This is a genomic window from Pseudarthrobacter sp. AB1 (genome assembly GCF_014926485.1).
GTDB lineage: Bacteria > Actinomycetota > Actinomycetes > Actinomycetales > Micrococcaceae > Arthrobacter.
This window is the reverse complement of sequence record NZ_PZKO01000055.1, coordinates 269,984-294,711: the sequence shown is the minus strand read 5'-3', so window position 1 is coordinate 294,711 and position 24,728 is coordinate 269,984. Positions and strand designations below refer to the sequence as shown.

20 protein-coding genes and 2 tRNA genes are annotated in these 24,728 nt (G+C 64.6%); 9 read left to right on the top strand and 13 right to left on the bottom strand.

Annotated elements, in window-relative coordinates; translation table 11 throughout:
• Positions 1-2: 2 nt before the first annotated feature.
• Positions 3-1,640: an ABC transporter substrate-binding protein gene (locus DAD99_RS15120; RefSeq protein WP_193342169.1), complete on the bottom strand. Its 1,638-nt coding sequence runs from the start codon at positions 1,638-1,640 to the stop codon at positions 3-5.
• A gap of 174 nt (positions 1,641-1,814) precedes the next feature.
• Positions 1,815-2,939: a tRNA 2-thiouridine(34) synthase MnmA gene (gene mnmA / locus DAD99_RS15115; RefSeq protein ID WP_185261044.1), complete on the bottom strand. Its 1,125-nt coding sequence runs from the start codon at positions 2,937-2,939 to the stop codon at positions 1,815-1,817.
• Positions 2,940-3,146: 207 nt separating this feature from the next.
• Between mnmA and DAD99_RS15110 the strand changes: the two genes are divergently transcribed.
• Complete coding sequence (locus DAD99_RS15110) at positions 3,147-4,418, top strand: NAD(P)/FAD-dependent oxidoreductase (RefSeq protein ID WP_193342168.1); 1,272 nt, start codon at positions 3,147-3,149, stop codon at positions 4,416-4,418.
• Here the strand turns inward: DAD99_RS15110 and DAD99_RS15105 are convergent.
• A complete protein-coding gene (locus DAD99_RS15105; protein WP_193342167.1) occupies positions 4,394-5,626 on the bottom strand; it encodes a cysteine desulfurase family protein in 1,233 nt (410 codons plus the stop codon). The genes DAD99_RS15110 and DAD99_RS15105 overlap by 25 nt on opposite strands.
• A gap of 55 nt (positions 5,627-5,681) precedes the next feature.
• Positions 5,682-6,344 carry a metalloregulator ArsR/SmtB family transcription factor gene (locus tag DAD99_RS15100; RefSeq protein ID WP_193342166.1) on the bottom strand — a complete coding sequence of 221 codons (663 nt, stop codon included), beginning with the start codon at positions 6,342-6,344 and terminating at the stop codon, positions 5,682-5,684.
• Between the two features lie 90 nt (positions 6,345-6,434).
• On the opposite strand from DAD99_RS15100, the gene DAD99_RS15095 reads away from it, so the two are divergent.
• Positions 6,435-6,860, top strand: coding sequence for a hypothetical protein (locus tag DAD99_RS15095; protein ID WP_193342165.1), 426 nt, complete (start codon positions 6,435-6,437; stop codon positions 6,858-6,860).
• 9 nt (positions 6,861-6,869) lie between these two features.
• Here the strand turns inward: DAD99_RS15095 and DAD99_RS15090 are convergent, their stop codons facing one another.
• Positions 6,870-7,580, bottom strand: a complete 711-nt coding sequence (locus DAD99_RS15090; protein ID WP_309233297.1) for a hypothetical protein — start codon at positions 7,578-7,580, stop codon at positions 6,870-6,872.
• A gap of 129 nt (positions 7,581-7,709) precedes the next feature.
• Here DAD99_RS15090 and DAD99_RS15085 point away from each other — a divergent pair, with 129 nt between their 5' ends.
• The 4 genes from DAD99_RS15085 to DAD99_RS15070 all read left to right on the top strand — a co-directional run bounded on the left by DAD99_RS15085 (position 7,710) and on the right by DAD99_RS15070 (position 10,839).
• On the top strand, positions 7,710-8,675 hold the full coding sequence (locus DAD99_RS15085; RefSeq protein WP_193342164.1) for a J domain-containing protein: 966 nt from the start codon (positions 7,710-7,712) through the stop codon (positions 8,673-8,675).
• A 15-nt stretch (positions 8,676-8,690) separates the two neighbouring features.
• Positions 8,691-9,158 carry a tRNA (cytidine(34)-2'-O)-methyltransferase gene (locus DAD99_RS15080; protein WP_193342163.1) on the top strand — a complete coding sequence of 156 codons (468 nt, stop codon included), beginning with the start codon at positions 8,691-8,693 and terminating at the stop codon, positions 9,156-9,158.
• A gap of 192 nt (positions 9,159-9,350) precedes the next feature.
• A complete protein-coding gene (gene sigK / locus DAD99_RS15075; protein WP_193342162.1) occupies positions 9,351-9,959 on the top strand; it encodes an ECF RNA polymerase sigma factor SigK in 609 nt (202 codons plus the stop codon).
• Position 9,960: 1 nt separating this feature from the next.
• Positions 9,961-10,839 (top strand): anti-sigma factor domain-containing protein, encoded by an 879-nt coding sequence (locus DAD99_RS15070; RefSeq protein ID WP_193342161.1) that lies wholly within the window; start codon positions 9,961-9,963, stop codon positions 10,837-10,839.
• A gap of 118 nt (positions 10,840-10,957) precedes the next feature.
• Here the strand turns inward: DAD99_RS15070 and DAD99_RS15065 are convergent, their stop codons facing one another.
• From DAD99_RS15065 to DAD99_RS15050, 4 genes are all read right to left on the bottom strand, one after another.
• The gene (locus tag DAD99_RS15065; RefSeq protein ID WP_193342160.1) at positions 10,958-11,737 is read right to left on the bottom strand and encodes a PIG-L deacetylase family protein; all 780 of its coding nucleotides are present in this window, start codon (positions 11,735-11,737) and stop codon (positions 10,958-10,960) included.
• Between the two features lie 3 nt (positions 11,738-11,740).
• Positions 11,741-12,694 (bottom strand): electron transfer flavoprotein subunit alpha/FixB family protein, encoded by a 954-nt coding sequence (locus DAD99_RS15060; protein WP_193342159.1) that lies wholly within the window; start codon positions 12,692-12,694, stop codon positions 11,741-11,743.
• Between the two features lie 14 nt (positions 12,695-12,708).
• Positions 12,709-13,509, bottom strand: coding sequence for an electron transfer flavoprotein subunit beta/FixA family protein (locus DAD99_RS15055; protein ID WP_185263796.1), 801 nt, complete (start codon positions 13,507-13,509; stop codon positions 12,709-12,711).
• 259 nt (positions 13,510-13,768) lie between these two features.
• The gene (locus DAD99_RS15050; RefSeq protein ID WP_193342158.1) at positions 13,769-15,385 is read right to left on the bottom strand and encodes a trypsin-like peptidase domain-containing protein; all 1,617 of its coding nucleotides are present in this window, start codon (positions 15,383-15,385) and stop codon (positions 13,769-13,771) included.
• A 286-nt stretch (positions 15,386-15,671) separates the two neighbouring features.
• On the opposite strand from DAD99_RS15050, the gene DAD99_RS15045 reads away from it, so the two are divergent.
• From DAD99_RS15045 to DAD99_RS15035, 3 genes are all read left to right on the top strand, one after another.
• Positions 15,672-17,720, top strand: a complete 2,049-nt coding sequence (locus DAD99_RS15045) for a TPM domain-containing protein (protein WP_193342157.1) — start codon at positions 15,672-15,674, stop codon at positions 17,718-17,720.
• Positions 17,721-17,831: 111 nt separating this feature from the next.
• Entirely contained in the window at positions 17,832-18,617 is a 786-nt protein-coding gene (locus tag DAD99_RS15040; RefSeq protein ID WP_193342156.1) for a PspA/IM30 family protein, read from the top strand.
• Between the two features lie 140 nt (positions 18,618-18,757).
• A complete protein-coding gene (locus tag DAD99_RS15035; protein WP_193342155.1) occupies positions 18,758-20,233 on the top strand; it encodes a deoxyribodipyrimidine photo-lyase in 1,476 nt (491 codons plus the stop codon).
• On the opposite strand, the gene DAD99_RS15030 is transcribed toward DAD99_RS15035, so the two are convergent.
• The 4 genes from DAD99_RS15030 to DAD99_RS15015 form a co-directional block, all read right to left on the bottom strand.
• Positions 20,223-21,155 (bottom strand): cytochrome b/b6 domain-containing protein, encoded by a 933-nt coding sequence (locus DAD99_RS15030; RefSeq protein WP_193342154.1) that lies wholly within the window; start codon positions 21,153-21,155, stop codon positions 20,223-20,225. The two genes, DAD99_RS15035 and DAD99_RS15030, sit on opposite strands and share 11 nt — an antisense overlap.
• 130 nt (positions 21,156-21,285) lie before the next feature.
• A tRNA-Met gene (locus DAD99_RS15025) sits at positions 21,286-21,362 on the bottom strand.
• A gap of 147 nt (positions 21,363-21,509) precedes the next feature.
• Positions 21,510-21,583, bottom strand: a tRNA-Met gene (locus DAD99_RS15020).
• Between the two features lie 79 nt (positions 21,584-21,662).
• Positions 21,663-24,662, bottom strand: coding sequence for a UPF0182 family protein (locus DAD99_RS15015; protein WP_193342153.1), 3,000 nt, complete (start codon positions 24,660-24,662; stop codon positions 21,663-21,665).
• Positions 24,663-24,728: the final 66 nt, after the last annotated feature.

Genomic DNA, 24,728 nt, shown 5'->3' with positions numbered 1-24,728 from the left:
TGCTACTTGGAAACGGTGCCGAGCCGGAACTTGAACGACGCATCCAGCGTCGAATCCACGCCCTTTACGTTGGTCCCCGAAACAGCCACCTGGGCGCCTTGCAGCAGCGGCAGGGTGGAGATGTCCTTGGCCAGAAGGTTCTGGACCTCCTGTATGGTCTTCTCACGCTCTGCCTTATCAGCTGTCACAAGCTGCTTGGCGATCAGCTTTTCGACCTCGCTGTTGGAGTAGTGGTTGTTCATGAAGCCACCGCCCACAAAGAAAGGTGTCAGATAATTGTCCGCGTCGCTGAAGTCCGGGAACCAGCCCAGCTGGAAAACGGGGTAGCTGTCTTTCTTCGACGCCGCGTTATACGTGACCCACTCGGTGGACTGAAGATCCACAGAGAACAGTCCGCTCTTCTCCAACTGGTCCTTGACCATGGCGTATTCGTCACCGGACGAATTGCCATAGTGGTCAGGGTTGTACTGCAGTTTGATAGTCACGGGGCCCGTGATGCCAGCGTCGGACATGGCCTTCTTGGCTTTGTCGGCGCTGGGATTGCCGGAGCCATCCCCGTACGCCTGCTTGAAGGATTCGTTGGCGCCCACGAAGCCGGACGGGACATTGGACCACATCGGCAAGTACGTGCCCTTGTAGACCTGGTCCGAGATGGCCTGGCGGTCAACGAGGTCAGCGACCGCCTGACGGACGGCAAGCGCCTTCTTCGAATCCGCTTCGGGGGTCTTGGCGCCGAACGGCATGGTGTCAAAGTTGAAGACGATGTACCGCATCTCGCCGCCGGGTCCGACATGGACCGTGACGTTGGAATCCTTCTTGAGGTCATCGATGTCCGTGGCACTCAGGCTGCGGTTGGCAACATCGATCTGGCCACCCTTGACCTCCAACTTCATGTTGGTCTGGTCCGTGTAGTACTTGACCGTGGCCCCTGCGTTGGCAGGCTTGCCAAGAACGCCCTTGTAGTCCGGCCAGGCCTTCAGGCTGACCAGAGAGTTCTTGTTGTAGGAGTCGATGATGTACTGGCCGTAGAAGGCGTTGGCCTTGACAATTTCCTCGTCACTGAGGAGCTTGTCTGCCGGGAAAACTTCATCGTCAACGATCACGGCTGCCGGGCTGGTCAGAATCTGCGGGAACGTTTGGTCGTTGGCCTGCTTCAGCGTGAAGACAACGGTGCTGGCATCGGGGGTGGCAATGGACTCGATGTTGGTCAGCAATGATGCCGGGCCATTGGGATCGTTGATCTTTTTCTGGCGATCAAACGAGAACTTGACGTCTTTGGAATCCAGCACGTGTCCATTGGCCCATTTGAGGTCGCTCTTGAGCTTGACCGTGAATTCGGTGGGCTTCGTGAATGATGACGATTCGGCAAGGTCCGGCACGGGGTCGGCGCCACCGGGCTTGGAATTCAGCAAGAAGGAGTAAATCTGGTTGATCATCATAAACGAACCGTTGTCATACGAGCCTGCCGGGTCCAGTGCTACGACCTTGTCCGTGGTGCCGTACGCAATGACGCTGCTTGCATTCTCCGAGGCTGTGCTGCCACCGCCACCATCTGTGGGGCCGGTGCAGGCCGTCAATGCGAAAGCGGAAACGCCTGCGAGCGCGATAACGCTCCGCAAGGCTTTGGTGCTCTTGGTCATCTGTGAACTTTCTGTTCGATGAGTACGCGCTCGCCGCCCGCAAATGGGTGTCTTGGCTTGAGCGGGCAGCGCGCTGTCCTGATGCCTAGATTCAACCAGACGCCGGACTCATCAACCGGCATTTTTGTGAGTTGAGACACAAAATTTACCTGACCAGGGTAATTTTGCTCTGCCTCAGAGCTCCGCGCGCTGCAAAGACCGGGCAGCGTCAATGGTGGCCTGGCCCAGGACGCGGCTGCCCTGGTAGAGAACCACCGTCTGGCCGGGCGCCACACCGCGCAGCGGATCGGTCAAGGTGACCAGGAGCTGAGGCGTATCTTCGCCGGACAGCATGCGCGCGGTTGCCGGCACGGGGTCACCGTGCGCACGGACCTGGGCATAGCAGTCAAACTCGGCACCGGTTTCGATTTCCGCGATGGGCAGGCCGGCCCACGAGACCTTAATACCGCGGATCTCGTCAATGGCCAGGAGCGCCTGCGGCCCCACCACTACCTTGTTTTCCTTGGGCCGGATCTCCAGGACAAACCTGGGCTTGCCATCCGCTGCGGGCGTCCCTAGCTTCAGGCCGCGGCGCTGGCCCACCGTGAACGCGTTGGCTCCCGGGTGCTCCCCCACCTTCGAGCCGGTCTCGTCAACGATGTCACCGGTGGTCATGTCGATCTTTTCGGCGAGCCAGCCCGCGGTGTCACCGTCCGGAATGAAGCAGATGTCGTGACTGTCGGGCTTGTTGGCCACCGACAGCCCCCGGCGTTCAGCTTCGGCCCGCACCTCAGCCTTCGAAGGCGTATCCGCCAGCGGGAACATGGAGTGCTTGAGCTGCTCATGGGTCAGGACACCCAGGACGTAGCTCTGGTCCTTGGCCCAGTCGGCGGCGCGGTGCAGCTCCGGATTACCGTCAGCGTCCTGGATGACCTTGGCATAGTGGCCGGTACAGACGGCATCGAACCCGAGGGCAATAGCCTTCTCCAGCAAGGCTGCGAACTTGATCCGCTCGTTGCAGCGCATGCAGGGGTTGGGCGTCCGCCCGGCAGCGTACTCATCGATGAAGTCCTGGACCACGTCTTCCTTGAAGCGCTCCGAGAAATCCCAGACGTAGTACGGAATGCCCAGCACATCGCAAGCCCTCCACGCATCGCGCGAGTCCTCGATGGTGCAGCAGCCGCGGCTGCCCGTCCGCAGGGTGCCGGGCATCCTGGACAGCGCAAGGTGAACGCCGACGACGTCGTGCCCGGCTTCGACGGCACGTGCTGCGGCAACGGCGGAGTCGACTCCACCGCTCATGGCTGCTAGAACTCGCATGCTGGCTTTCTTTAGGGTTCGGGGGATGCCGGCAGAGGGCGGCTGCCGATCAACCAGTGGCCGCGGGGTTAGCACAATGCCTGCCGCACCAGTCTATCGCCACGCCGAATCCTCCCCAAAAGACCCTTGACCGGGCGCGCCTTCACTTCTAAAGTCAGAATATACAGTTTTAGATTTCGAGCACGCTCCAGCAGGAATCGGGTCCACATGGCTGAAGACATTGCGACCGCGGGGGGCATTGTGATTGCCGGCGGCGGACTGGCCGGGGCCACCGCGGCCAAGACCCTGCGGGCGGAAGGGTTCGACGGCCCGGTGACCATCATCGGCGCCGAGAGCCACCATCCCTACCTGCGTCCGCCCTTATCCAAGGAGTATCTGCTTGGGACGGCCGGCGAGGAGGCCGTCCCGGTGGTGCCGCCAGGCTGGTACGCGGAGAACGACGTCGGCCTCCGCCTGGGTGCCCGCGTCACGGGCATCAGGCCGGAGACCCGGACAGTGGAGCTGGACGACGGAAGCACACTGGCCTACGGCTCTCTGCTGCTCGCCACCGGAGCGACGCCCCGCACGCTGCACCTGCCCGGCAGCGACCTTGCCGACGTTTCCACCTTCCGCACCCTGGATGACAGCCGGCGGCTGCGCAGCCGCCTCGCGACGGGCGGCCTGAAGGTGGTGATGATCGGCTCCGGCTGGATCGGCATGGAATTGGCTGCGGCTGCCGCCACGTACGGCAACACGGTCACCCTGCTCGGGCTGGAAGCGATCCCCCTGGCCTCGGCCATCGGTCCTGACCTCGGACGGTTCTTCCGCAGACTCCACGAAGCCAACGGCGTGATCTTCCGGCTTCCTGCCTCTGTACGGGAGATTACCGGTGACAGCGGGGCTGTCACCGGAGTAATCACCGATTCCGGAGAGGTGCTCCCGGCCGACATCGTGGTCATCGCCGTCGGCGTGGTTCCCGAGACGGGACTCGCGCAGGCGGCCGGCCTCGCCCTGGACAACGGGATCCTTACGGACGCCTCCCTGCGGACCAGTGCGCCTGGCGTCTTTGCCGCGGGGGACATCGCCAACGCCCTGCACCCATTCACCGGCCAGCACCACCGCAGCGAGCACTGGTCCAACGCCCTGAACGGCGGAAAGGTGGCCGCCAGGGCCATGCTCGGCCAGGACGCCGTCCTGAGCACCATCCCTTACTTCTACACCGATCAGTACGACGTCAGCATGGAGTACTCCGGCTTCACGGTCCTGGCTGCCGGCACTGAGCCGGTGATCCGGGGATCGCTGGAGGACAAGGAGTTCATCGCGTTCTGGCAGCAGGATTCCAGGGTGGTGGCCGGCATGAGCGTCAACTGGCCGCGAAAGCCACAGCCCGGCGCGCAGAAGACCATCAAGGCCCTCATCTCGGCCAGAACGCCCGTCTCAGCGGAGCGTCTGGCCGACATCTCCGCCGGACTTGATCAGCTCCTGCCGGAGGACGCCTGACGCGCCACCGTTCCCGCAGTCTGGATCGAGGATTCATGGCCGGCCATCCCTGCCTGGCGGGCGCGCTGGTATGCGCCGGGGAGGGCCGTCAACAAGACATCCACGTCCGCTTCGGCTGAGGCGTGCCCCAACGTGAAGCGCTGCGCACCGCGGGCCGTCGCCTCGTCCAGCCCCATGGCCAGCAGCACATGGGACGGTCGTGGGACACCGGCCGTGCAGGCTGATCCCGTGGAGGATTCCACCCCCGCCAGATCCAGCAGGAACAGCAGGGAGTCTCCTTCGCAGCCAGGGAACGTGAAGTGTGCGTTGCCGGGCAGCCGCCCCTCCCCCGGTGCGCCACGGAGCACAGCGTCGGGCACCTGCTCAAGAACGCCGTCGATGAGCCTGTCCCGCAGGGCAGCAATCCTCGCAGACTCCGCAGCGAGCTGCGCGGCGGCGGTTTCGGCGGCAGCAGCGAAGGCGGCGATGGACGCCGTGTCCAGCGTCCCGGAGCGCACGTCACGTTCCTGGCCGCCACCGTGCTGCACCGGGGTCAGCTTGACGGCCCGTCCCAACAGGAGTGCGCCGACTCCCACCGGTCCGCCGATCTTGTGCCCGGAAACCGACATGGCGTCCAGTCCAGAGGCCTTGAAATCCACCGGCAGCGAGCCGAAAGCCTGCACGGCATCCGAATGAACCGGCACCCCGGCGGCATGCGCCAGCTCCACAATCCTGTGGACCGGCTGGATGGTGCCCACCTCGTTGTTGGCCCACATAACCGTGACGAGCGCAATGGTCCCGGGGTCCCGGGCCAGCTCGGCGGCGAGGACATCCAGGTCCACCACGCCTTCGCTGTCGACCGGAAGCCAGGTGACACTGGCGCCCTCGTGCCGCTCCAGCCATTCAACGGTGTCCAGGACGGCATGATGCTCGACGGCGGAGCACAGGATGCGCCGCCGTGCCGGGTCCTCGCCGGAACGGGCCCAGTACAGGCCCTTGACGGCGAGGTTGTCCGACTCAGTGCCTCCGGACGTAAAGATGACCTCTGAGGGGTGGGCGCCTGCCGCCGTCGCGATGGCTTCCCTGGCGTCCTCCACGGAGCGGCGGGCCCGGCGGCCCGAGCCGTGCAGGGACGAAGGATTGCCCGTACGGGAAAGTTCCCGGGTCAGGGCCGCCAGCGCCGCGGCAGAAAGTGGCGTGGTGGCTGCATGATCGAGGTAGACGGGCACGCCTCAATTCTAGCGGCGCCCATGACGCGCATCCGCGGCCCTGGCCGATCAGGCGTCAGGGCGGGGTGATTCTGGCACAGCACTGGCCCGGCTCACTGTTGGGCGCCACCCGCTCCTCCGGCTCCCCACACGCTGCTGCCGCTCCTTGCAGAAACGACCCGTTCATGGCGCAGACCACGTCCGGGTGCCCGTCCGCCAGCCGATGGAACGGGCAGTTCACCAGGACGAAACCACCCGCACCGTCAGCCCGCGGCCCGTAGCCTTCCCCTTCAAGGAAGTCCGCCAGGCTGGCTGCGCCGGAGGCCATTGCCTGACCCTTGCCGAACGACGCGGCCAGCAGGGAACCGCCCACCGGGCCGCCGGTCGCTGTGGAATGCTCGATCGCCGCGACCAACAGCTCAGCGGCGAGATCATAATTGCGGTCAGGCACGGAGGCACCCACCTCGCCCGTTGCCTGCCGGTACATTTTCGCCGGCCGTCCGGAGCCGGGACCAGACTTCCCCGCAGCCTTGTGGAATTCCACTGCCAGCAGTCCGTCCTGGACCAGCCTGTCGAGGTGGAAGGCTGCCGTGCTCCTCGGCAGCCCAAGGGCCAGCGCTGCGTCATCGCGCCCGACTGCGGCATCCGAGGCGGCGATCAGCTCAAAAAGCTGCCGGCGCTTCTCGTCGCCCAATGATGCGACGGCCGCCATGCGGCGGCCCCACGGAAGTCTGCGCACGCTGTGCCCCTCAGTCTAAAAACAACATCCATTGCTTAATCAAGCCCATGTTTCTAAAATAATGATACCTACTTTTAGAAGGAGTCCACCATGACAACCAACGCGAAAATCAACGCAGGCGGTCGGCTTCAGGCGATGTCACCCGACAGGCAGGCGTTCTTCCTGCTGCGCACCGTCTTCACCATCGCACCGATTCTCTTCGGTCTGGACAAGTTCACCAACATCCTGACCGACTGGACCATCTACCTCGCGCCGGTTGCCACCGCCGTGGTGCCGGTGTCGGCGCAGACCTTTATGTACATCGTCGGTGTCGTGGAGATCATCGCCGGTATCGCGGTGGCAGTCCATCCCCGGTTCGGCTCCCTGCTGGTTGCCGTCTGGCTGCTGGGCATCATCATCAACCTGCTGGTCCTGGGCAGCTTCTACGACGTTGCATTGAGGGACTTCGGCCTGCTCGTGGGCGCGCTCGCCCTGAACCGCCTGTCCCCCGGGTCCTGGCGCAGGCACGGCAAGTAACCGGCACGGCTAATTCGACGGCGGCACCAAAAGGAGGCGTTCTGCGACGTCGGCCCGGGCGGCTGCCAGTGTGGCGTCGTCCGGGCAGGCCACGGAAATGTAGACCGACGATGCGGCGGCACCGAACACCCTCGCCATCACCGCCGTCGACCTGACGCCTGGCTGGCCGGGCGTCTCCAGCACCAGCACCTCGGCCGCTGGCCCCGGCTTGCCAACCTCACCGCCCCACCGGAGCGACTGGGTCTTCAGGTAACCGGGCAGGATGCTCGGATCAAGGTACGTGAAGAGGCCAATGGTTGACTCCTTATCGTCCTGGCGCGCCAGCGGCACCTGGTTGGTGCGGACCTTGGCCGCCACCAGACAGCCATCGGCCTTCAGATACTGGCTCTCGCCGGCCACATTCTCCTTAACCTGCTGCCAGCCGGGCGCCGCCTTCATTCCGTCGGAGATGCCCACGGGAACCCCGGCGGCCAGTGAACCGCCGGCGGAGAACGGCATGTCCTTGGCCGCAACTGCTTCTGCGTCATGGCCTGGAGTAATGGTGGGGGTGGCCAGGGCGGTAACAGTTGCCAGCACTTTCGGGGCGGCCGGATCGGGCACGCCAACACTGCAGCCTCCCAGGGCTGTCACGCCAAGCAGCGCCCCCGCCACGAGTACAGCCGCTGCTTGTGCCTTCACGCCCACCCCAATATGTTCGCCGGACGGCCAGCCTGCCGTCATCCTCAAAGAGTCTAGACGCCGGCCGAGGGAACCACTGAGGCCTGCGCAGACGTTGTGTGGGCAGGCCGTAAACTGGGGCGAACCGGGCTGCCCGCGGCGGACTGGCCAGACGAAGAAGAGGATGAGTGTTTGACCGAGAGCAGCAGCTCCCACTACGAGGTGCTCCGAGTGGCTGTGACGGCCACCGACAAGGAGATCAAAGTGGCCTACCGTCGGGCCGCGCGAAAGGCCCATCCGGACCATGGCGGGGATGCCGCAGCCTTCCGGCAGGTGACGGCAGCCTACGAAACCCTGATGGACCCCACGCGCCGGAAGGCCTACGACCGCTCCTATGCCGCGGGCACGGCCGGCAATGCTGCCGGCGCAGGCGCCGCGGAAGCGCACTTTGATGCGCCGGCGGCGGGCAGCCATGCCTCGGCCACCGTGCACAGGACCACCACGCCCCGCAATACAGCGGGTGACCCGCCCGTGTACGTCCCGCCCTACGATGCTGCGGCTTTCGAGGCGTCCGGCACGGTGCCGCTGATCCCGTTCGCCCAGGCCAGCCGGCAGGTACACGGGACGCCACGGAAACGGGGCATTTTTGGCGCTGAGGCCAGAATCCAGCGCGAACTGCGCACCGTGCAGCTCATCACCCGCCAGGTCCTGCCCGCGGTCCCTGCGGCCCGGCTGGTGAACGGCCTGCAGTCCCCGGCCGACAACAGCCACATCGACCACGCGCTCCTGTCCGGCTACCGGCTGGCGCTGATCGGGTCCATGCTGCTGCCAAAGGGGGCCTATGCCTGGGACGGGCTGACGCTGAAGCACGGCGGACGCTCCATCGCGCCGCCGCAGCTTGCCCATGTTGTCCGGGCCATGCAGGACATCTTCCCGGAGCTGAACGTCACGGGCTGGACAGTCATCCACAGCGCCGACGGCAACCTCCACGAACCCGTCATCGACCGCCACCGGCGAACAGCCAGCACCTCCGAAGCCATTCAGGTGGTCAACGCAGCAGGCCTGGTCCGCGGCCTCAAACAATTTCTCTCCTCCGGCCCCACGCCCAACACAGTCAATGTGTCCGTGCTCGCCAGGCTGCTTCGCGGGATGCACTGAGACTAGGATTGGACCGTGTTCCGAATCCTCTTCCATGCCCCCGAAATCCCCGGCAACACCGGCAACGCAATAAGGCTGGCAGCCATTACCGGCGCCCAACTGCACCTGGTGGAACCCCTCGGCTTTGATTTCTCGGACGCCAAGCTACGCCGCGCCGGACTGGACTACCATGACCTCGCCGTCGTCACCGTCCACAAAAACATCGAGGACGCCTGGCGCGAACTGCAGCCGGACCGTGTGTACGCCTTCACCTCGGACGGCACCGCCAGCTATGCGGACATCGCCTACTGTCCAGGCGATGTGCTGATGTTCGGCCAGGAATCAGTAGGCCTGCCTGAAAACCTCAAGAGCGATCCACATGTCACGGCCACCGTGCGGCTCCCCATGCTGCCGTCCCTGCGTTCCCTGAACCTGGCAAATGCGGCGTCCATTGCGGTCTACGAGGCCTGGCGGCAACAGGGATTTTCCGGCGCCCAGATTTGAGCGCCCTCGGCCCATCCCCCGGGCCGCCCGCACCGAATTACTCATGACAGCAATTCCGGGGCGAGGAGGAAGGATAGGCAGGTGACACTGTTGGAGACGAGGCGGGCTAAGCCGCCGGCTTTCCCCTTTCCCAGGGGCAGCACCGGCCGGGATGCTCAGGTTTTGCCGCCGGGCGACCTATGCTGGGTAGTGATGGAAACTCCGAACGCGCCAAACTACGAGGCCCCGGCCGCAGTAACAGACTCACCGGCGGATCTCAGCAACCGCTTGGCCGGGCTGCTGGCACGCATAGCCGGCGGCGACCAGGCCGCTTTTGCCGAGTTCTACCAGTTGACATCCCGCCGGGTTTTCGGCATGGCCCGGCGAGTACTCATCGATCCCGAACTCAGCGAAGACAGCACGCAGGAGGTTTTCCTCCAGGTATGGCAAAACGCCGCGAAGTTCAACCCGGAAGCAGGCAGTCCGCTCTCCTGGCTGATGACCATTTCGCACCGCCGGGCCGTGGACAAGGTCCGTTCCTCGCAGTCCGCCACCGACCGTGAGGCCAAGTACGGTGCCAGCAGCCAGGACGTGGACCACGACTCCGTCTCCGCCGAGGTGGACAGCAGGCTCGAGGCCGAGGCGGTGGTCCGGTGCCTGGAAACGCTGACCGATACACAACAGGAATCCGTGCGGCTTGCCTACTACGGCGGCCTCACCTACCGCGAAGTCGCGGAAAAGCTAAACGCAGCAGTACCCACCATCAAGTCCCGCATCCGCGACGGACTGATCCGCTTGAAGACCTGTCTGGGGGTGAGTTGAGATGACAGAAATCAATAGTCAGGGAGGCCCCGGCCGTCCCGGCTCTTTCGGAACTGAGATCGCTGCTGATCTCGAATCCGGGCGGGCCGTGGATCTCGCCGAGCTGTATGCCCTGGACGCGATCAGCGATACCGAACGCGCCGCCATCGAGCGCTACATCTCCGCCGCGCCCGACGCCGAGCGCAGCGCTTTCCTTGAGCGTGTCCGTCAGGCCCGGGAGACCCTCGCGACGTCCTTCACGGCTGAGGCCGAGCCTCCCGCTGACCTTTTCGCCCGCATCGTGTCGCAGTTGCCGTCCCTCGCGCAGCTGCCTGCGGATGGGCCCTCCGCAGTCACAGCGGCCCATGCCGCCACGGCCACGCCCGCAATACAGTCGCCGGCAGATGTCTCGGATGAGCTCGCTGCGGCCCGGGTCCGCCGGGAAGAACGACGCCGGCCTGCCGGCGCCCGCCGCTGGCTAACCGCTGTGGCAGCCGCTGCCGTGATCGCCCTCGGTGGCGTGGGAGTGGGTGCGTACATAGCAGACCAGAACGACCCCCTGAACCAGGTGGTCCGGGCCGGCGACGTCCGCGAAGCATCCGTACCCGTCTCCGCCGGCGGCACTGCCACCGTGCTGATTTCTTCATCCGAGGATGCCGTGGTGGTCAAGATGAACGGTGTACCCGCGCCGCCGGCCGGCAAGGTCTACCAGATGTGGCTGATCCCGAAGGACGGCTCGGCACCGGTTTCCCAGGGCCTGATGGACGAAGCTGCCCTGTCGAAGCCTGCCGTGGTGAAGGGCATTGCGTCCGCTGCAGCGCTCGGCATCACCGTGGAGCCTGTGGGCGGCTCGGCCACCCCGACGTTCCCCACTGTCGCTGCCGCACCTCTGGGCGCCTGACTGACCCCTTCGAGTTTTTGTCCAGATAATGTGCCTCAGGCGGCTTTTAGGGCACGTTATCTGGACAAAAACTCAGGGGCTGCTGCGACACAGGCCAACCGCCCCACCACCGGAAATCCTAGAACCCGGCGATCGTCCCCGGGCCGTTGACGGCGATCACGTGGAAGGCTTCGGCGCTGCGGCCCTCGGCGAAGCCCGCACGCCGGGCAATCGCGTGCATGCCGTTCCGCACCGCTGATTCCATGGCCGCGACGTCGGGATGCTGGCTCACGTGCACGTGGATGGCCTCCAGCTTGGCGTCCACATGGTCAGTGACGTCCACAACATGGTTCTCGCGCTCCTCCGGCCCGGCGTAGAGCCACAACCACGGCAGCTTATACGCCTCAAGGCCGGCCTCAGCCAGCTCCGGATAGGCGAAGGGGTTTTCCACTGCAGGATAGACGGCCCGGGTCACCGCCTCCCCCACAGCGAGGTGGTCCGGGTGGCTCTTCTGCAGACGGTTCCAGTTCCGTTCCGGATGCATGGAAAGCACGACGTCGGGACGGATTTCCCGGATCAGCCTGACCACACCCTTCATCACCTCATGCGTCGGTTCCAGGTAGCCGTCGCGCTCATGGAGGTAGTGGATGTCGGTCACACCCACGAGTTCGGCGGCCCGGCGCTGCTCGGCCGCACGCAGCGCGATGATCTCCACCCGGTGCGCCGGGTCGAAGCCGCCCGCATCGCCGTCGGTCATGATGCAGTAGCTGACCTGGATCCCCGCGGCCGTCCAGGCAGCGATGGTGCCGGCCGCACCGAAGTCGATGTCGTCCGGGTGGGCGGCGAAACAGAGCACCCGCCCAACCCGGTGGATGTCCGGATTGAACGGGCTCTGTGCTGAGGCAGCGGAGTGGGCCAAGGGTCAGCCTTTTCGTTTCTTGATTTCTTCGGTGGCCTGCGGAAGGACGTCGAAGAGGTCCCCGATGATGCCAAAATCGGCGATTTCGAAGATCGGCGACTCGGCATCCTTGTTTACGGCCACGATAATTTTGGCTGTTTGCATCCCGGCTTTCTGCTGGATGGCTCCGGAAATACCGGCGGAGATGTACAGCTGGGGCGACACGGTCCTGCCGGTCTGGCCCACCTGGGCGTCATGGCTGATCCAGCCGGCGTCCGTGGCTGCACGGGAGGCGCCGACAGCAGCACCGAGGGCGTCCGCCAACTGCTCCACGGGGCCGAAGTCGCCGTCCACTCCGCGTCCGCCGGCCACCACGATGCGGGCGTCCGAAAGATCAGGGCGGCCGCTGGCCACCTTCTGCTCGCGGGCGGTGATGCGGGCCGCCGTGGTGGTGGCATCCGCCGGCACGTCGATGGTGGACGTCTCCGGAGCGGAGGCCACGGACGCCGGCTCGGGCGTGACGTTGTTGGCCTTCACCGTGAGGACGGAAACCGCCGTGGTGGTCCTGGCAGCGGTGGTGTAGGAACCCGCGAGGACTGACTTGTGCGCCGTACCATCGCTGTCAACCGCCACAACGTCAGTGATGACGCCGGCGTTGAGCCGGATGCCGAGCCGCGCCGCGATCTCTTTGCCTTCGGGCGAGTTGTCCAGGAGGACCGTGCCCGCACCGGCGGCGCTGGCGGCAGCACCGAGATAGGCTGCCTTCGCCGAGACGAGGTAGTCATCCAGGTCCTGGGCGGAGGGCCGGAAAACGGCGCTGACGCCGTATTCGGCGAGCGTGGCCGAAACACCTTGATGCAGTTCGCCGTTCAGGGCCACAGCGGTCTCGCCGAGGGAGCGTCCCAGGGTAAGCAGTTCGAGGGTGCTCTTCTTCAGAACGTTGCCGGGGTTATCAATGAATACGAGTACGTTTGCCATGTCTGTGATCCCTCTTAGAGCAGCTTCTGGGCGGCCAGGAAGTCGACGAGCCTGACTCCGGCGTCGCCTTCGTCGGTGATGATGGTTCCAGCCGTGCGCGGCGGGCGTTCCTCGGCAGCTGTGACCGTGGTCCAGGATCCGGCGTGGCCCACGTGCGTGGGATCAACTCCGATGTCGGCCAGCGACAGGGTGGTGATGCTCTTGCGCTTGGCCGCGATGATGCCCTTGAAATTGGGGTAGCGCGGCTCGTTGATCTGGTCCGTCACGGAGACCACCGCAGGCAGCGAAGCTTCGACGGTCTCCGAGTAGGTGTCAGCGTCGCGGCGTGCGGTGATGCGCCCGCCGTCGACCGTCAGCGAGGACGCGAAGGTGACCTGAGGCAGGCCGAGGCGCTCGGCGAGCTGGGCCGGCACCAGGGACGTTTCGCCGTCGGTGGATGCCATACCCGTGAGGACAAGGTCCACCGGGGCGCCGGTGCCGAGGTGGCGGATGGCGGCCGCGAGCGCCAGCGACGTGGCGGCGGCATCTGAACCGGCCAGCCCACTGTCGGTGAGGTGCACTCCTTCGGTGGCGCCCATCTGGAGTGCCTTCTTCACCGCGTTCACCGCACCGGACGCGCCCATGCTCAGCGCAATGACGTGGTTGCCTGCTTTGGCGCCACCGCGGGCCTCAGCGAGCTGCAAGGCCGCCTCGAGGGCGTATTCGTCCAGCTCGGAAAGGATGCTTTCGTCACGGTCCGTGGTGTAGCCCTCGCCGGTGAGGTGTCGGTCGAACTGTGCGTCCGGTACATGCTTGACCAGGACGATGATCTTCAATGTCTCTTCCACTGTATTTACAGCAGCCTTCCATGCTTGTGGACAGCCAGCCGGATGGGGTCATGGCCTCGGAACGCCCGGGGTACGGGTAGAACCTAGCTAACCATATAGCCGTCCCCTGCTGCCGTCCCGTTAACGCCTGTGTCACGGCCAGGCAGGCCGCCTCAGGGGAACACGAACGACGACGGCGGCGATCACCTTGGTGAGCCCCGCCGTCGTCCGGTGTTGATGGTTGGCCGTGCGTCCTTCTGCTCAGTCCCTACTGGTCCGCTGCGGTGCCAAGCGTGACGTCGAACGTCTGTTCCTGGCCGTTGCGCAGGACCGTCAGCTTAACGGTGGAGCCGCCTGCCTGCTCGCGGACGGCCGCGGTCAGCTGGTTGGGCTCGCTGATGACCAGATCGTTGAACTTGGTCACCACGTCGCCCACCTTGATGCCGGCCTTGGCGGCGGCTGAGTTTGCCTCGACTGTGGCCACGTCAGCGCCGACGGAGAACCCTGACGTGGTCCCGCTGGATGACTTGTCCCGAACGCTGACACCCAGTTGGCCGTGGGATGCCTTGCCGGTGTCGATGATCTCCTGCGCCACCCGCTTGGCGTTGTTGATGGGGATGCTGAAGCCGACACCGATGTTGCCGCTCGACGCGGAATCGGAGCCAGCGGACGCGATGGCCACGTTAACGCCGATGATTTCACCCTTGGTGTTGACCAGGGCACCACCGGAGTTGCCGGGGTTGATGGCTGCATCCGTCTGGATCACGTTGATGGAGATGGAACCCTGGTTCGCGGTGCTTTGGCCCTGCCCGCCACCTGGAGGCGCGAACTGGAAGCCCTGGTCGCCGCCCTGCGAGCTGCTGTCACCGTTCTTGGGTGCCGCCGACGAGGCAACGCTGATGGTCCGGTTCAGCGTTGAGACGATACCGTCGGTAACGGTGCCGGTCAGGCCAAGCGGGGAGCCGATGGCGATGGCCGTGTCACCCACATTGAGCTTGCCGGAATCTCCGAGGGTCGCAGGGGTGAGGCCGGACGCGTTATCCACCATGATGACCGCCAGGTCAGACAGCGGGTCGGTGCCCACGAGCGTGGCCTTGAGGACCCTGCCTGTGCTGGTGCGGACCTCCAGGGCCGCGTCGGCGCTCTGGCCATCCAGGGTCACCACGTGCGTGTTGGTGAGGATGTGCCCGTTGTCGTCCAGGATAATGCCCGAGCCTGTGCCGCCGGAACTGCCACTGGTGGCGCTGATGGTCACCACGCTGGGGGAAGCCTTCAGCGCTGCTGCCGTGATGGCGTTGACGTCGTCCCTGTTGTTCACGATGACGGTGTCAGGCTGGCTGCTGCTGCTCGCCGCCGACGAGGATCCGCTGTTGAAGAGGTTGCCTGAACCCACTGTGGCTACGCCGCCACCCACGAGGCCGGCGGCCAGGATGCTTGCCACCAGGGTGCCGACGCCGAACGTGGCTTTTCGGCGGGGCGCGTCGGCCGGGTTCGGGGCAGCGTTGTACTGGCCCGCGTTATATGGGACTGCGTTGTACGGGCCCGGACCGTTGTGGCCTGGGTTGTGCTGGCCTGGGTTGTGCTGGCCCGCAGAGCCGCCGGGCGCCGCCGAATGTGCTCCATGCTGGGCGTACTGGTGTCCGGGCAGCTGCTGGTCTGGTGTCTGCTGGCCGTAGAAGGGCCCGCGGGGAGGATAAACCGGACGGGGCGCACCCGGCAGCGACTGGGTGGGGTTCTCTGGTGCCCCGGATCGGTCCAGCTGTTCGGTCGGATTAGCCTGACCGGCAGCGTCACTGCGGACCTCCGCAGGGCTCTGGTCCGCATTCCGGTTCTCATCCGGGTTGCGATTCTCCGGCGCTGCACCCTGGGTTGGGTTCTCAGTCATTGGACTTCCTTTCATCCTCGTCTGCATTAACTATGTACCGTCTGGCTGGAACTGGGGCGAACGTTGGCTGGGAGGTTGCTGGGAGGCCGAATTCCGCTGCCAACCGGCTCTTCCGGGGGTTTCGCTGGTGGCATATTCGCCGCTGTGGACGCACCAGGAGGTGCACCATAGAATCAAAAGGAAATGCCACAGCGACCTGCGGCTTTACACCACGCGTGGGGGCGCTGCTGCATTCTGAGACGCTCATTCGTCCCGAATCGGCGTCAGTCGTGCTGAAGGGTTGCACATGCGGTCAAAGTTCAAACGTATCCTCGCCGTGATCGGCCTTACCGGGCTGCTCGCGGTTCCTGCCGGCGCGGCCTGGGCTGAAGACCCGGTGACTCTGGACCCGGCGACGAAGATCGTGGATCCCTCGGGCGTCCTGGGTTCGAAGAAGGCTGATGTACAGGAAGCAATCAAGAAGCTGGGGACCGACAACGCCACCGTCCTGCACGTCGTCATCGTTAAGAAATTCGAAAACCCGACCGATCGCTTCCAATGGACCGACGAAGTTGCCAAGAAGGCGTCGCTGGGCCCGAATGCACTCGTGTTCGCCATCGCCACCGACACACGGCAGTACAACCTCGCGAAGCCAACCAACAGCAAGCTCACCGCGACCCAAATCGAGAACATTAAGAGCAGCGCCATTGGGCCCCAACTGGCGAACGACAACTACGCCCAAGCAGCGATTGACGCAACGCTCGCCATCGGCGATGCAGCGAGTGGTGGGAGCGGCAACCTCCCCTCGGGAGACGGCGCCGGGTCTGGCGTCCTCGTAGGAACCGGCCTTGCAGTTGCCGGTGGAGCCGGCGCCTACCTCTACTTCCGAAACAAACGGAAGAAGGCGGCCCAGGCGTCCAGCGCCAGTTACGGCCCCCAAGGCGCCGAACTCGATCCGCTGGCTTCGCTCAGCATCAACGAGCTCCGACGCAAGGGCGGCTCGCTGATCATCGAGGCCGATGACGCCATCAAGTCCAGCGAACAGGAACTCGGATTCGCGGAGGCCCAATACGGCGATGCCGCCGTGGGCAACTTCACCAAGGCCCTGGCCGAAGCCAAAGCCCACATGTCCGAATCCTTCAAGCTGCAGCAGCAACTTGACGACCACATCCCGGACACGGAAGAACAGCAGCGCAGCTGGCTCGGCGAAATCATCCGCCGATCAGAGGCAGCGCTCGGCTCGCTCCAGGAGCAAAAGGCCGACTTTGACTCACTCCGCGAGCTCGAGAAGAACGCCCCGCAGGCACTGGCAGCCATCAGCGCCGGAGCCCACGAAGCCGAGGCCAAGATCGCCAGCGCCGAAGAGTCACTGACGGCTTTGCGCGCCAAATACGCGGACAGCGCACTGGTCCAGGTCGCTGACAACATCACCCAGGCCAAGGAACGCCTGGACTTTGTGCAGAATGCCACGGCCACGGCGCAGGAAAAGCTCACCGCGGGCGAGGGCAGCCTCGCCGCGGTCGCCGTGCGGGCGTCCGAAGAAAGCCTGCACCAGACCAACGTTCTTCTGGACGCCATCGCCAAGGTGTCCACCAGCCTGGACGAGGCCCGTAACGGTCTGGAGGCGGCCGTCGTCGAAACGTCCCAGGACCTCGCGCAGGCGAAGGCCATGATCCAGTCCGGCGAACACCCCGAACTGGCCGGCCCGGTGGCCGGCGTTGAGGCCGCTCTGGGCCAGGTCAAGACCGAAATCCAGGGCGGGAAGATCGATCCCATCGCCACCCTGCAGCGCGTTGAGACAGCACACCAGGCCCTGGATCAGTCACTCACGGGCATCCGGAACCAGCAGGACCAGGCCCGGCGTGCGCAGGCTTCGCTGCAGCAGACCATCATGTCGGCGCAGGCGCAGATCAGTGCCACGTCCGACTACATCACCGCACGTCGTGGCGGCGTGGGTACCGAGGCCCGCACCCGGCTCGCCGAGTCCCAGCGCAACCTTGACTACGCGCTGTCCATCTCGCGCAACGATCCCGTTACGGCGCTGACGTACGCCCAGCAGGCCCACGCCCTCGCCGCCCAGGCAGCGCAGCTGGCACAGGCAGACGTAAACAACTTTGGCGGCTACGCCAACCAGGGCTTCGGCGGCGGTGGCATGTTCGGCGGGCGCGGCGGAGGCGGTGGTGGGCTCGGCGGTGCCATCCTTGGCGGTATCCTCATCAACTCCATCCTCAACGGAGGCAGCGGCGGAGGCTGGGGCGGAGGCCACAGCGACGGCGGCGGCTGGGGCGGGGATTCCGGCGGCGGCGATATGGGCGGCGGCTGGGGCGGCGACATGGGCGGTGGCGGGGACTTCTGATCCGCCAAAGGCCAGGCGTCGACAGGAAAGAACCTGCCGGCGAAGAGACTTAATACAACAACTGTTCACTGATCTCAGTGGCCACCATTGAGCAGCACGAAAGGTAACACCATGGTTAAGCAGTCCATTTTCGGCCGGATCGCACAGCTGGCAAAGGCAAACATCAACACTTTGCTGGACAACGCTGAGGATCCGCAGAAGATGCTGGACCAGATGGTCCGGGACTACACAAACAACATTGCGGAGGCCGAATCCGCAGTGGCCCAGACCATCGGCAACCTGCGTATGCTCCAGGATGACTACCGCGAGGACATCAAGAACGCCCAGGACTGGGGCAACAAGGCCCTCGCCGCGTCCCGCAAGGCTGACGAATACCGCAGCGCCGGTGACAGCGTCGACGCCGAGAAGTTCGATAATCTCGCCAAGGTAGCCCTGCAGCGCCAGATGTCCGCGGAAAGCGAAGCCAAGGGTGCTGAACCCAGCATCGCTTCGCAGACCGAGGTCGTGGACAAGCTCAAGTCAGGCCTGGACCAGATGAAGGGCAAGCTCAACGAGCTGACGAGCAAGCGCAACGAGCTGGTTGCACGCTCCAAGACGGCTGCGGCACAGTCCCAGGTGCACGATGCCATCAAGAGCATCGACTTCATGGATCCCACCAGCGAAGTTGGCCGTTTCGAAGAGAAAATCCGCCGCGAAGAGGCCAAGGTGCGCGGCCAGCAGGAGCTTGCCGCGTCGAGTCTGGACGCCCAGTTCAACCAGCTTGAAGATCTTGGCGAGCAGGTGGAAATCGAGGCTCGCCTGGCAGCCCTGAAGTCCGGCGGCGCCAAGCCGGCCATCGGCGCTTCCGGCGCCACATCTGCCTCCACGGTTGACGAAGCCGACTTCGACAAGCTCTAGCCAGCCACGTCGGCCGCTGAGCGGGCCAGCCGGGGCCGGGGTTCATCATGAACCCCGGCCCTTGCTATGCCCGGACAGCACCTCCACCGGTAGCGCAACGGCCCGTGCGACAGCAGTCGCGGATGTGTAGCGTGGAGGCCATGGCCTCCACCGTCTCATCCTCACTCGTTTGGCTCCGTGACGACCTTCGACTGGACGATAACCCTGCCCTGTCCCACGCCGTCGAACTCGGCCTCCCGCTCACGGTGGTCTACATCCTCGACGAGGAATCCCCCGGAATCCGTCCATTGGGAGGCGCGGCCCGCTGGTGGCTGCACCACTCACTGACGTCCCTGGCAGCGGCGCTTGCCGAGTCCGGTTCCGCACTCACCCTCCGGCGCGGACCTGCTCGCCGAGTGATCCAGGACCTCATAGCCGAAACCGGCGCGCAGCATGTGCTGTGGAACCGGCGCTACGGCGGTCCCGAACGGGCCCTTGACGCGGCCATCGAGGCCTGGGCGGCAGAAAATAACATCCATGCCGCCAGCTTCCAGGCCAACCTGCTCTTCGAGCCGTGGACCATCACCACCGGCGGCGGCGGCCCCTACAAGGTGTTCACGCCCTACTGGCGGGCCTGCACAGCCTCCGGCGAGCCCCGAGAGCCACTGGGTGCCCCGGCCGGCCTGCCCTCCCCTGCCGCTGCCGGGTCCAGGAACCAGGCTGGCAGCGACACACTGGCGGAGTGGTCACTGCTGCCCGTGTCGCCGGACTGGAGCGGCGGACTGGCTGCGACCTGGGAACCCGGGGAGGCCGGAGCACACAGCAGGCTTGATGACTTCCTGGACGGGCCCGCACAGGAGTACGGCACCGGGCGCAACATACCCGGAGTGGAAGGCACCTCCAGGCTGTCCCCCCACCTCCGTTTTGGTGAAATCAGCCCGTTCCGCGTCTGGCATGAGCTCCGCCGCCACTTCCCCCGGGAGGTGACGCCCGACGTCGGGATCTTCCGGTCCGAGCTGGGCTGGCGGGAGTTCTGCTGGCAACTGCTTTATGCCAATCCCCAGCTGGCTACCCGAAACTATCGGCCGGACTTCGACCGGTTCGAATGGCAGCAACCCACCGCGGCGGAGCTGGGCGCCTGGCAGCAGGGCCGGACCGGCTACCCGCTGGTGGACGCGGGGATGCGGCAGCTGTGGCAGACGGGCTGGATGCATAACCGGGTCCGGATGGCCGCGGCGTCCTTCCTCGTCAAGAACCTCCTCGCCGACTGGCGCCTGGGCGAGGCGTGGTTCTGGGACACGCTGGTGGATGCCGATGCGGCGAGCAACCCCGCTAACTGGCAGTGGGTGGCGGGCTCAGGTGCCGACGCGTCACCGTACTTCCGGATCTTCAATCCGGTAACGCAGAGCAAGAAGTTCGACGCCGAGGGCCGGTACCTTCGCGAGTTCATTCCGGAACTCGCCCGGATGGACCGCAAGGCCATCCATGAACCGTGGAAGCAGCCCGATGCCCAGGGCTACCCCGCGCCCGTGGTGGGACTCCCCGAGTCCAGGGAGCGTGCTCTGGCGACCTATCAGAAGCTTCGGGAGGACCAGCCAGGCCGGGACGCTCCCACCGGCCCGGAAATCAGCGGCTGACTTTGCCCATCAGGGAAGCAATGGGGCGCAGGAAGATGGGCCGGGCGAGGAACCATGCCGCCACCATCACGGCCACAGACACAAGGAAGATCCAGAAGCCGAGCCAGCCGTCGCCGTCGGACACTGCGTACATGTGGTTCAGGTTCCGCAGGGCCCCGGTGGCGAACACCAGGAAGACATGCACAACGATGAAAGCCACGAAGTAAATCATGACGGGGAAATGGATGGCCCGCGCCAGCTCGATCGGGTACGCCTTGTTCAGCACGGCAGCCTTCTTGGGCCAGGCGGAGGACGTCCGGATGCCCGAGATGAAGGCAAGCGGCGCAGCGATGAAGACGGTGAGGAAGTAGGTCAGCAGCTGCAGGGCGTTGTAGTTGACCCAGCCGTTTTCGGTGGGCCAGTTCAAGGATGCGTACTGCAGGGCTGCGGACAGCGCGTTGGGAAAGACATCCCAGCTGGTGGGGACGATCCTCGTCCATTGTCCTGTCGTGAATAGAAGGACGGCAAACACCAGTCCGTTGAGAATCCACAGTGCGTCCAGAGTCAGGTGGAACCAAAGCTCCAACGTGATCTTGGTGGGCGCGTTCCTGGTCTTGATCAGGCCCTTGTTGTTGCGCGTCCAGTGTCCGGTGGGGCGGGTGGTGGTCCGCACCTGCCAGCCGGTCCTGATGATGAGCAGCAGGAGGAAACCATTCAGGAAGTGCTGCCAGGCCAGCCACGCCGGGAATCCGACAGGCGCGCCCTCAGGCAGTTCCGAATGTCCCGGATAGTCCGACAGGAACGAGGCCACCGCAGGAAGGCCCGTCATCCACTTCGCCAGCAGCACCACCAGCACCAGCACTACGAGAGCGGCAGGGACACCCCAGTAGAGCCGGGACCGTTTGCCTGTCGAGGAGCCGGGCTTCTTCGTGGGTGTGGACATCGAACAACATTCCTCTCGAGAATGACTGACCAGGTGCTCAAAGGGCTTTGCGAACGAGAATACTAGGAACCACGTGTAATCGGGCAAAAGAAGACCCCGACCGGCGTAATGCCAGTCGGGGTCTTCTCCATGGTTGCGGGGACAGGATTTGAACCTGTGACCTCTGGGTTATGAGCCCAGCGAGCTACCGAACTGCTCCACCCCGCGTCGCAAGAACAACACTACCGTACTTTGGAGTAGGTAAAAACCAATCGCGACCAAGGGTCACTTCAACACCGCGGCTGCCTGCCTGGGACGGGTCCGGTTAAACCAAAAAGTCCGGATTCTGTTTCCAGAATCCGGACTTTTCGCCAGTTGCGGGGACAGGATTTGAACCTGTGACCTCTGGGTTATGAGCCCAGCGAGCTACCGAACTGCTCCACCCCGCGTCGCAAGATCAACTCTACCGTTCGGTGAACGGGAGGCCAAATCCTGGTGGCGTGATGTGCGTCTCGCTGGGTCAACCGCCTAGTTGCTGGCTGCAGGCGAGGGCGTCGCCGTGGTTGTGGGCTCCGGCGATGTAGTCGCCTCCGGCGATGGCGTAGCTTCGGGGGCCGGCGCCGGGATCTTGCCTTCGGCGTCGATAGCCTTCTGCAGGGCCGCAGCCAGTTTCTTCTGTTCTTCCCCATAGGCTGCAAAGTCGCCGGCCGCCAAGGCTGACTGGCCCGCCTTTATGGCGGCGTTCGCCTCATCCAGTGCGGCCTTCAGGTCTGCCTGGGCACCTGCACTCACCGGCGGTGTAGTCCCCGGGGTACCGGGGGTCTGGCCGGTGTTGTCGGAGTCACCAGCGGCAGCGCCTGAGTCGCCGCCGAAGAGTTGCTTCAGGGCTCCGTCCAGAGTCGGAGCAAAACCGACTTTGTCGCCGAAGGCCACCAGCACACGCTGGAGGGTGGGGTAGGACGTCTCACCGGTCGACTTGAGGTAAACCGGCTGGACGTACAGGATGCCGCCACCCACAGGCAGGGTCAGCAGGTTGCCGTTGAGCACTTCGGAAGCACCCTGCCTCAGCAGGTTCAAAGCCTGGGACACCGTGGGATCGGAGTTGAACTTGTTCTGGGCCTGGCCTGGCCCGGGAACCTGGATCTCCGGTGGAATCTGGAGCAGCCTCAACTGGCCGTAGCTTTCCGCCTTAACGCCCTTTTCGTTGCCGGCGTCAGAGTCAGCTGCGAGGAAGCCGTACAGCACGTTGCGGGCAGTGCCGTTCACGATCTGCGGAATGAAGGAGGACGTCAGCTGGAAGGCCGGACTGTCCTGGTCCGGCATCTGCAGCGACATGTAGAACGGCGGCTGCTTGACGGCGGTATCCACGGTGGGATCGTTGGGAACACTCCACACATCCTTCGCCTGGTAGAAGCTGCCCGGATCCGTGACATGGTATCGGCCCAAAAGCTCACGCTGGACCTTGAAGAGGTCCTCAGGGTACCGGACATGGCTCATGACGGCCCCGGACATCTCCGAGTACGGCTTCAGGGATGTGGGGAAAACCTTCTGCCACGCTTTCAGGATGGGGTCCTGGTCGTCCCACGCGTAGAGGGTTACCGAGCCGTCATAGGCATCGACAGTGGCTTTCACAGAGTTTCTGATGTAGTTCACCGAGCTGTTGGGCAGGGCAACCGTCCGGCCTGACGTGGTCTGCGAGTCCGCGGTCGCAGCGGAAAGCTGTTCCGGCCGCGAGTAGGGATAGTACTGACTGGTGGTGTAGCCGTCCACGATCCACTTCACGCGGCCGTCTACAACCGCCGGATAGGCGTTGCCGTCAACGGTGAGGTAGGGCGCAACCTTTTCCACGCGGTCACGCGGGCTGCGGTCATACAGGATCTGGGACTCAGGATTGACACCGTCAGACAACAGCAGGTCCGAGGACTGGAACTTGATGGAGTAGAGAATCTTGTTGAAGAAGGTGCCTACGTTCGGCCCGGCGTTACCAGCGAAGGTGTACTGGGTTTCCCCTTCGCCGGAGGGCCTGTCCTGCTCGCGGGGGGCCGCTCCCGCCGGCGCGCCGACAATGGAGTACTCCGGGGAATTCTCGCCGAAGTAAATACGGGGCTCATAGGTGGAATCATCACCAAGGACACCGGTGGACGGGATGCCGGATTGGAGGAACTCCGGCTTGCCATCAACGGTGAACTTGTTTCCCTTGGCCGCTACAACTCCATAGCCATGGGTGTAAACAACGTGCTGGTTGAGCCAGCCCTGCTGGTTGGTGGCGACGTTCGCCGGGTTGAGCTCGCGCACCGCGATGACAGTGTCCTGGATCTTGCCGTCGACCACGTAGCGGTCGACGTTCAGCGCCTCCGGGAACTGATAGTACGGCCGGTACTGCTCCAGCTGCGAAAAAGCATCAGAGATCAGGTTAGGGTCCAGGAGCCTGATGTTGGCTGTGGTCTGGGCATCCGGGGCCAGCGCACCGGTCGTGGCGGTGTTGGTGGCGTTATAGCGGTCCACCTGGATCTGGTCCAGGCCGTAGGCGGCCCGGGTCATGTCGATGTTGCGCTTAATGAAATCTTTTTCGTACGTTTCTTCGGAAGGCCGCACCTGGAACTGCTGGATGACCCACGGGTACACACCGCCGGCGAGGATCGAGGTGATGATCAGCATTGCAGTGCCGATGACCGGCAGGCGCCAGCGGCCAATAATCGCCGCGACGATGAAGAGGATGGCCACCAGGACCGCCGCGACGGCGAGAATTGCCTTCGTGGGGATCACTGCGTTCACGTCCGTGTACAGTGCGCCTGCCCAGCGCCCGCCGTTGCTCTGCAAGGCTGCATAGCGGTCCAGCCAGAAATTTGCACCGAGCAGGAGCAGGAAGGAGGCACCTGTCACAGCCAGATGAATCTGCGCCGCGCGGCTGGTGAAGACACCGCGTTCCATCAGCCGGATGCTGCCATAGAGGTAGTGGGTGAGGATTCCGGCGATGCCGGCCACCACAACCACGCTGATGAGGAAGCCCGTGACGAAGCCCAGGAACGGAAGCGTCATGAGGTAAAAACTGATGTCCAGACCGAACTCAGGATCCGGCTGATCAAAGGGTACCTGGTTGATGAACAACAGCACTTTCTGCCATTGGCTCGCCGCAGCGCTGCCCGCGAACAGTCCAAACAGGATGGGCAGGCCCACCATGACGACGCGGCGGACCGGTTCAAGCTGGGCTTGGTATCGATTCAGGTTGTCGCGCATCTCAGAGTCCGGCGCGTACACCGGCCGAGCGTGGTAGGCAACCCTAATGGCAAAAAAGACGGCCAGGAACATGAGCACGAAGCCGGCCAGGAAGATCCCGATCCGGGAGAGGTTTTCGGTCACAAACACTTCGAAGTAGCCGAGCTGCCGGTACCACAGGACGTCAGTCCACACATTGGCGAAGAAGATGAAGCCCACCACCGCGATGGCAACAACGATCAGCGTGGGCGTCAGGGCCCCGCGTCGCGAGGGGGGCCTTCCGGTCGGGATGGGGCTGGTAGGACGGGACAAACTCGGTACCTCATAGCTGGTTGTCAGGTTTACATGAGAAGCGTGCGTGCGGTTGACGTCCGGCAC

Excerpts from the sequence above, each read along its gene's own strand:
- DAD99_RS15070 (WP_193342161.1), top strand. The coding sequence starts at position 9,961 with ATGACAGAAATCAATAGTCAGGGAGGCCCCGGCCGTCCCGGCTCTTTC.
- DAD99_RS15050 (WP_193342158.1), bottom strand. The coding sequence starts at position 15,385 with ATGACTGAGAACCCAACCCAGGGTGCAGCGCCGGAGAATCGCAACCCG.
- DAD99_RS15030 (WP_193342154.1), bottom strand. The coding sequence starts at position 21,155 with ATGTCCACACCCACGAAGAAGCCCGGCTCCTCGACAGGCAAACGGTCC.
- DAD99_RS15110 (WP_193342168.1), top strand. The coding sequence starts at position 3,147 with ATGGCTGAAGACATTGCGACCGCGGGGGGCATTGTGATTGCCGGCGGC.
- DAD99_RS15120 (WP_193342169.1), bottom strand. The coding sequence starts at position 1,640 with ATGACCAAGAGCACCAAAGCCTTGCGGAGCGTTATCGCGCTCGCAGGC.
- mnmA (WP_185261044.1), bottom strand. The coding sequence starts at position 2,939 with ATGCGAGTTCTAGCAGCCATGAGCGGTGGAGTCGACTCCGCCGTTGCC.
- DAD99_RS15045 (WP_193342157.1), top strand. The coding sequence starts at position 15,672 with ATGCGGTCAAAGTTCAAACGTATCCTCGCCGTGATCGGCCTTACCGGG.
- DAD99_RS15060 (WP_193342159.1), bottom strand. The coding sequence starts at position 12,694 with ATGGCAAACGTACTCGTATTCATTGATAACCCCGGCAACGTTCTGAAG.
- DAD99_RS15095 (WP_193342165.1), top strand. The coding sequence starts at position 6,435 with ATGACAACCAACGCGAAAATCAACGCAGGCGGTCGGCTTCAGGCGATG.
- DAD99_RS15040 (WP_193342156.1), top strand. The coding sequence starts at position 17,832 with ATGGTTAAGCAGTCCATTTTCGGCCGGATCGCACAGCTGGCAAAGGCA.
- DAD99_RS15035 (WP_193342155.1), top strand. The coding sequence starts at position 18,758 with ATGGCCTCCACCGTCTCATCCTCACTCGTTTGGCTCCGTGACGACCTT.
- DAD99_RS15090 (WP_309233297.1), bottom strand. The coding sequence starts at position 7,580 with ATGACGGCAGGCTGGCCGTCCGGCGAACATATTGGGGTGGGCGTGAAG.
- sigK (WP_193342162.1), top strand. The coding sequence starts at position 9,351 with ATGGAAACTCCGAACGCGCCAAACTACGAGGCCCCGGCCGCAGTAACA.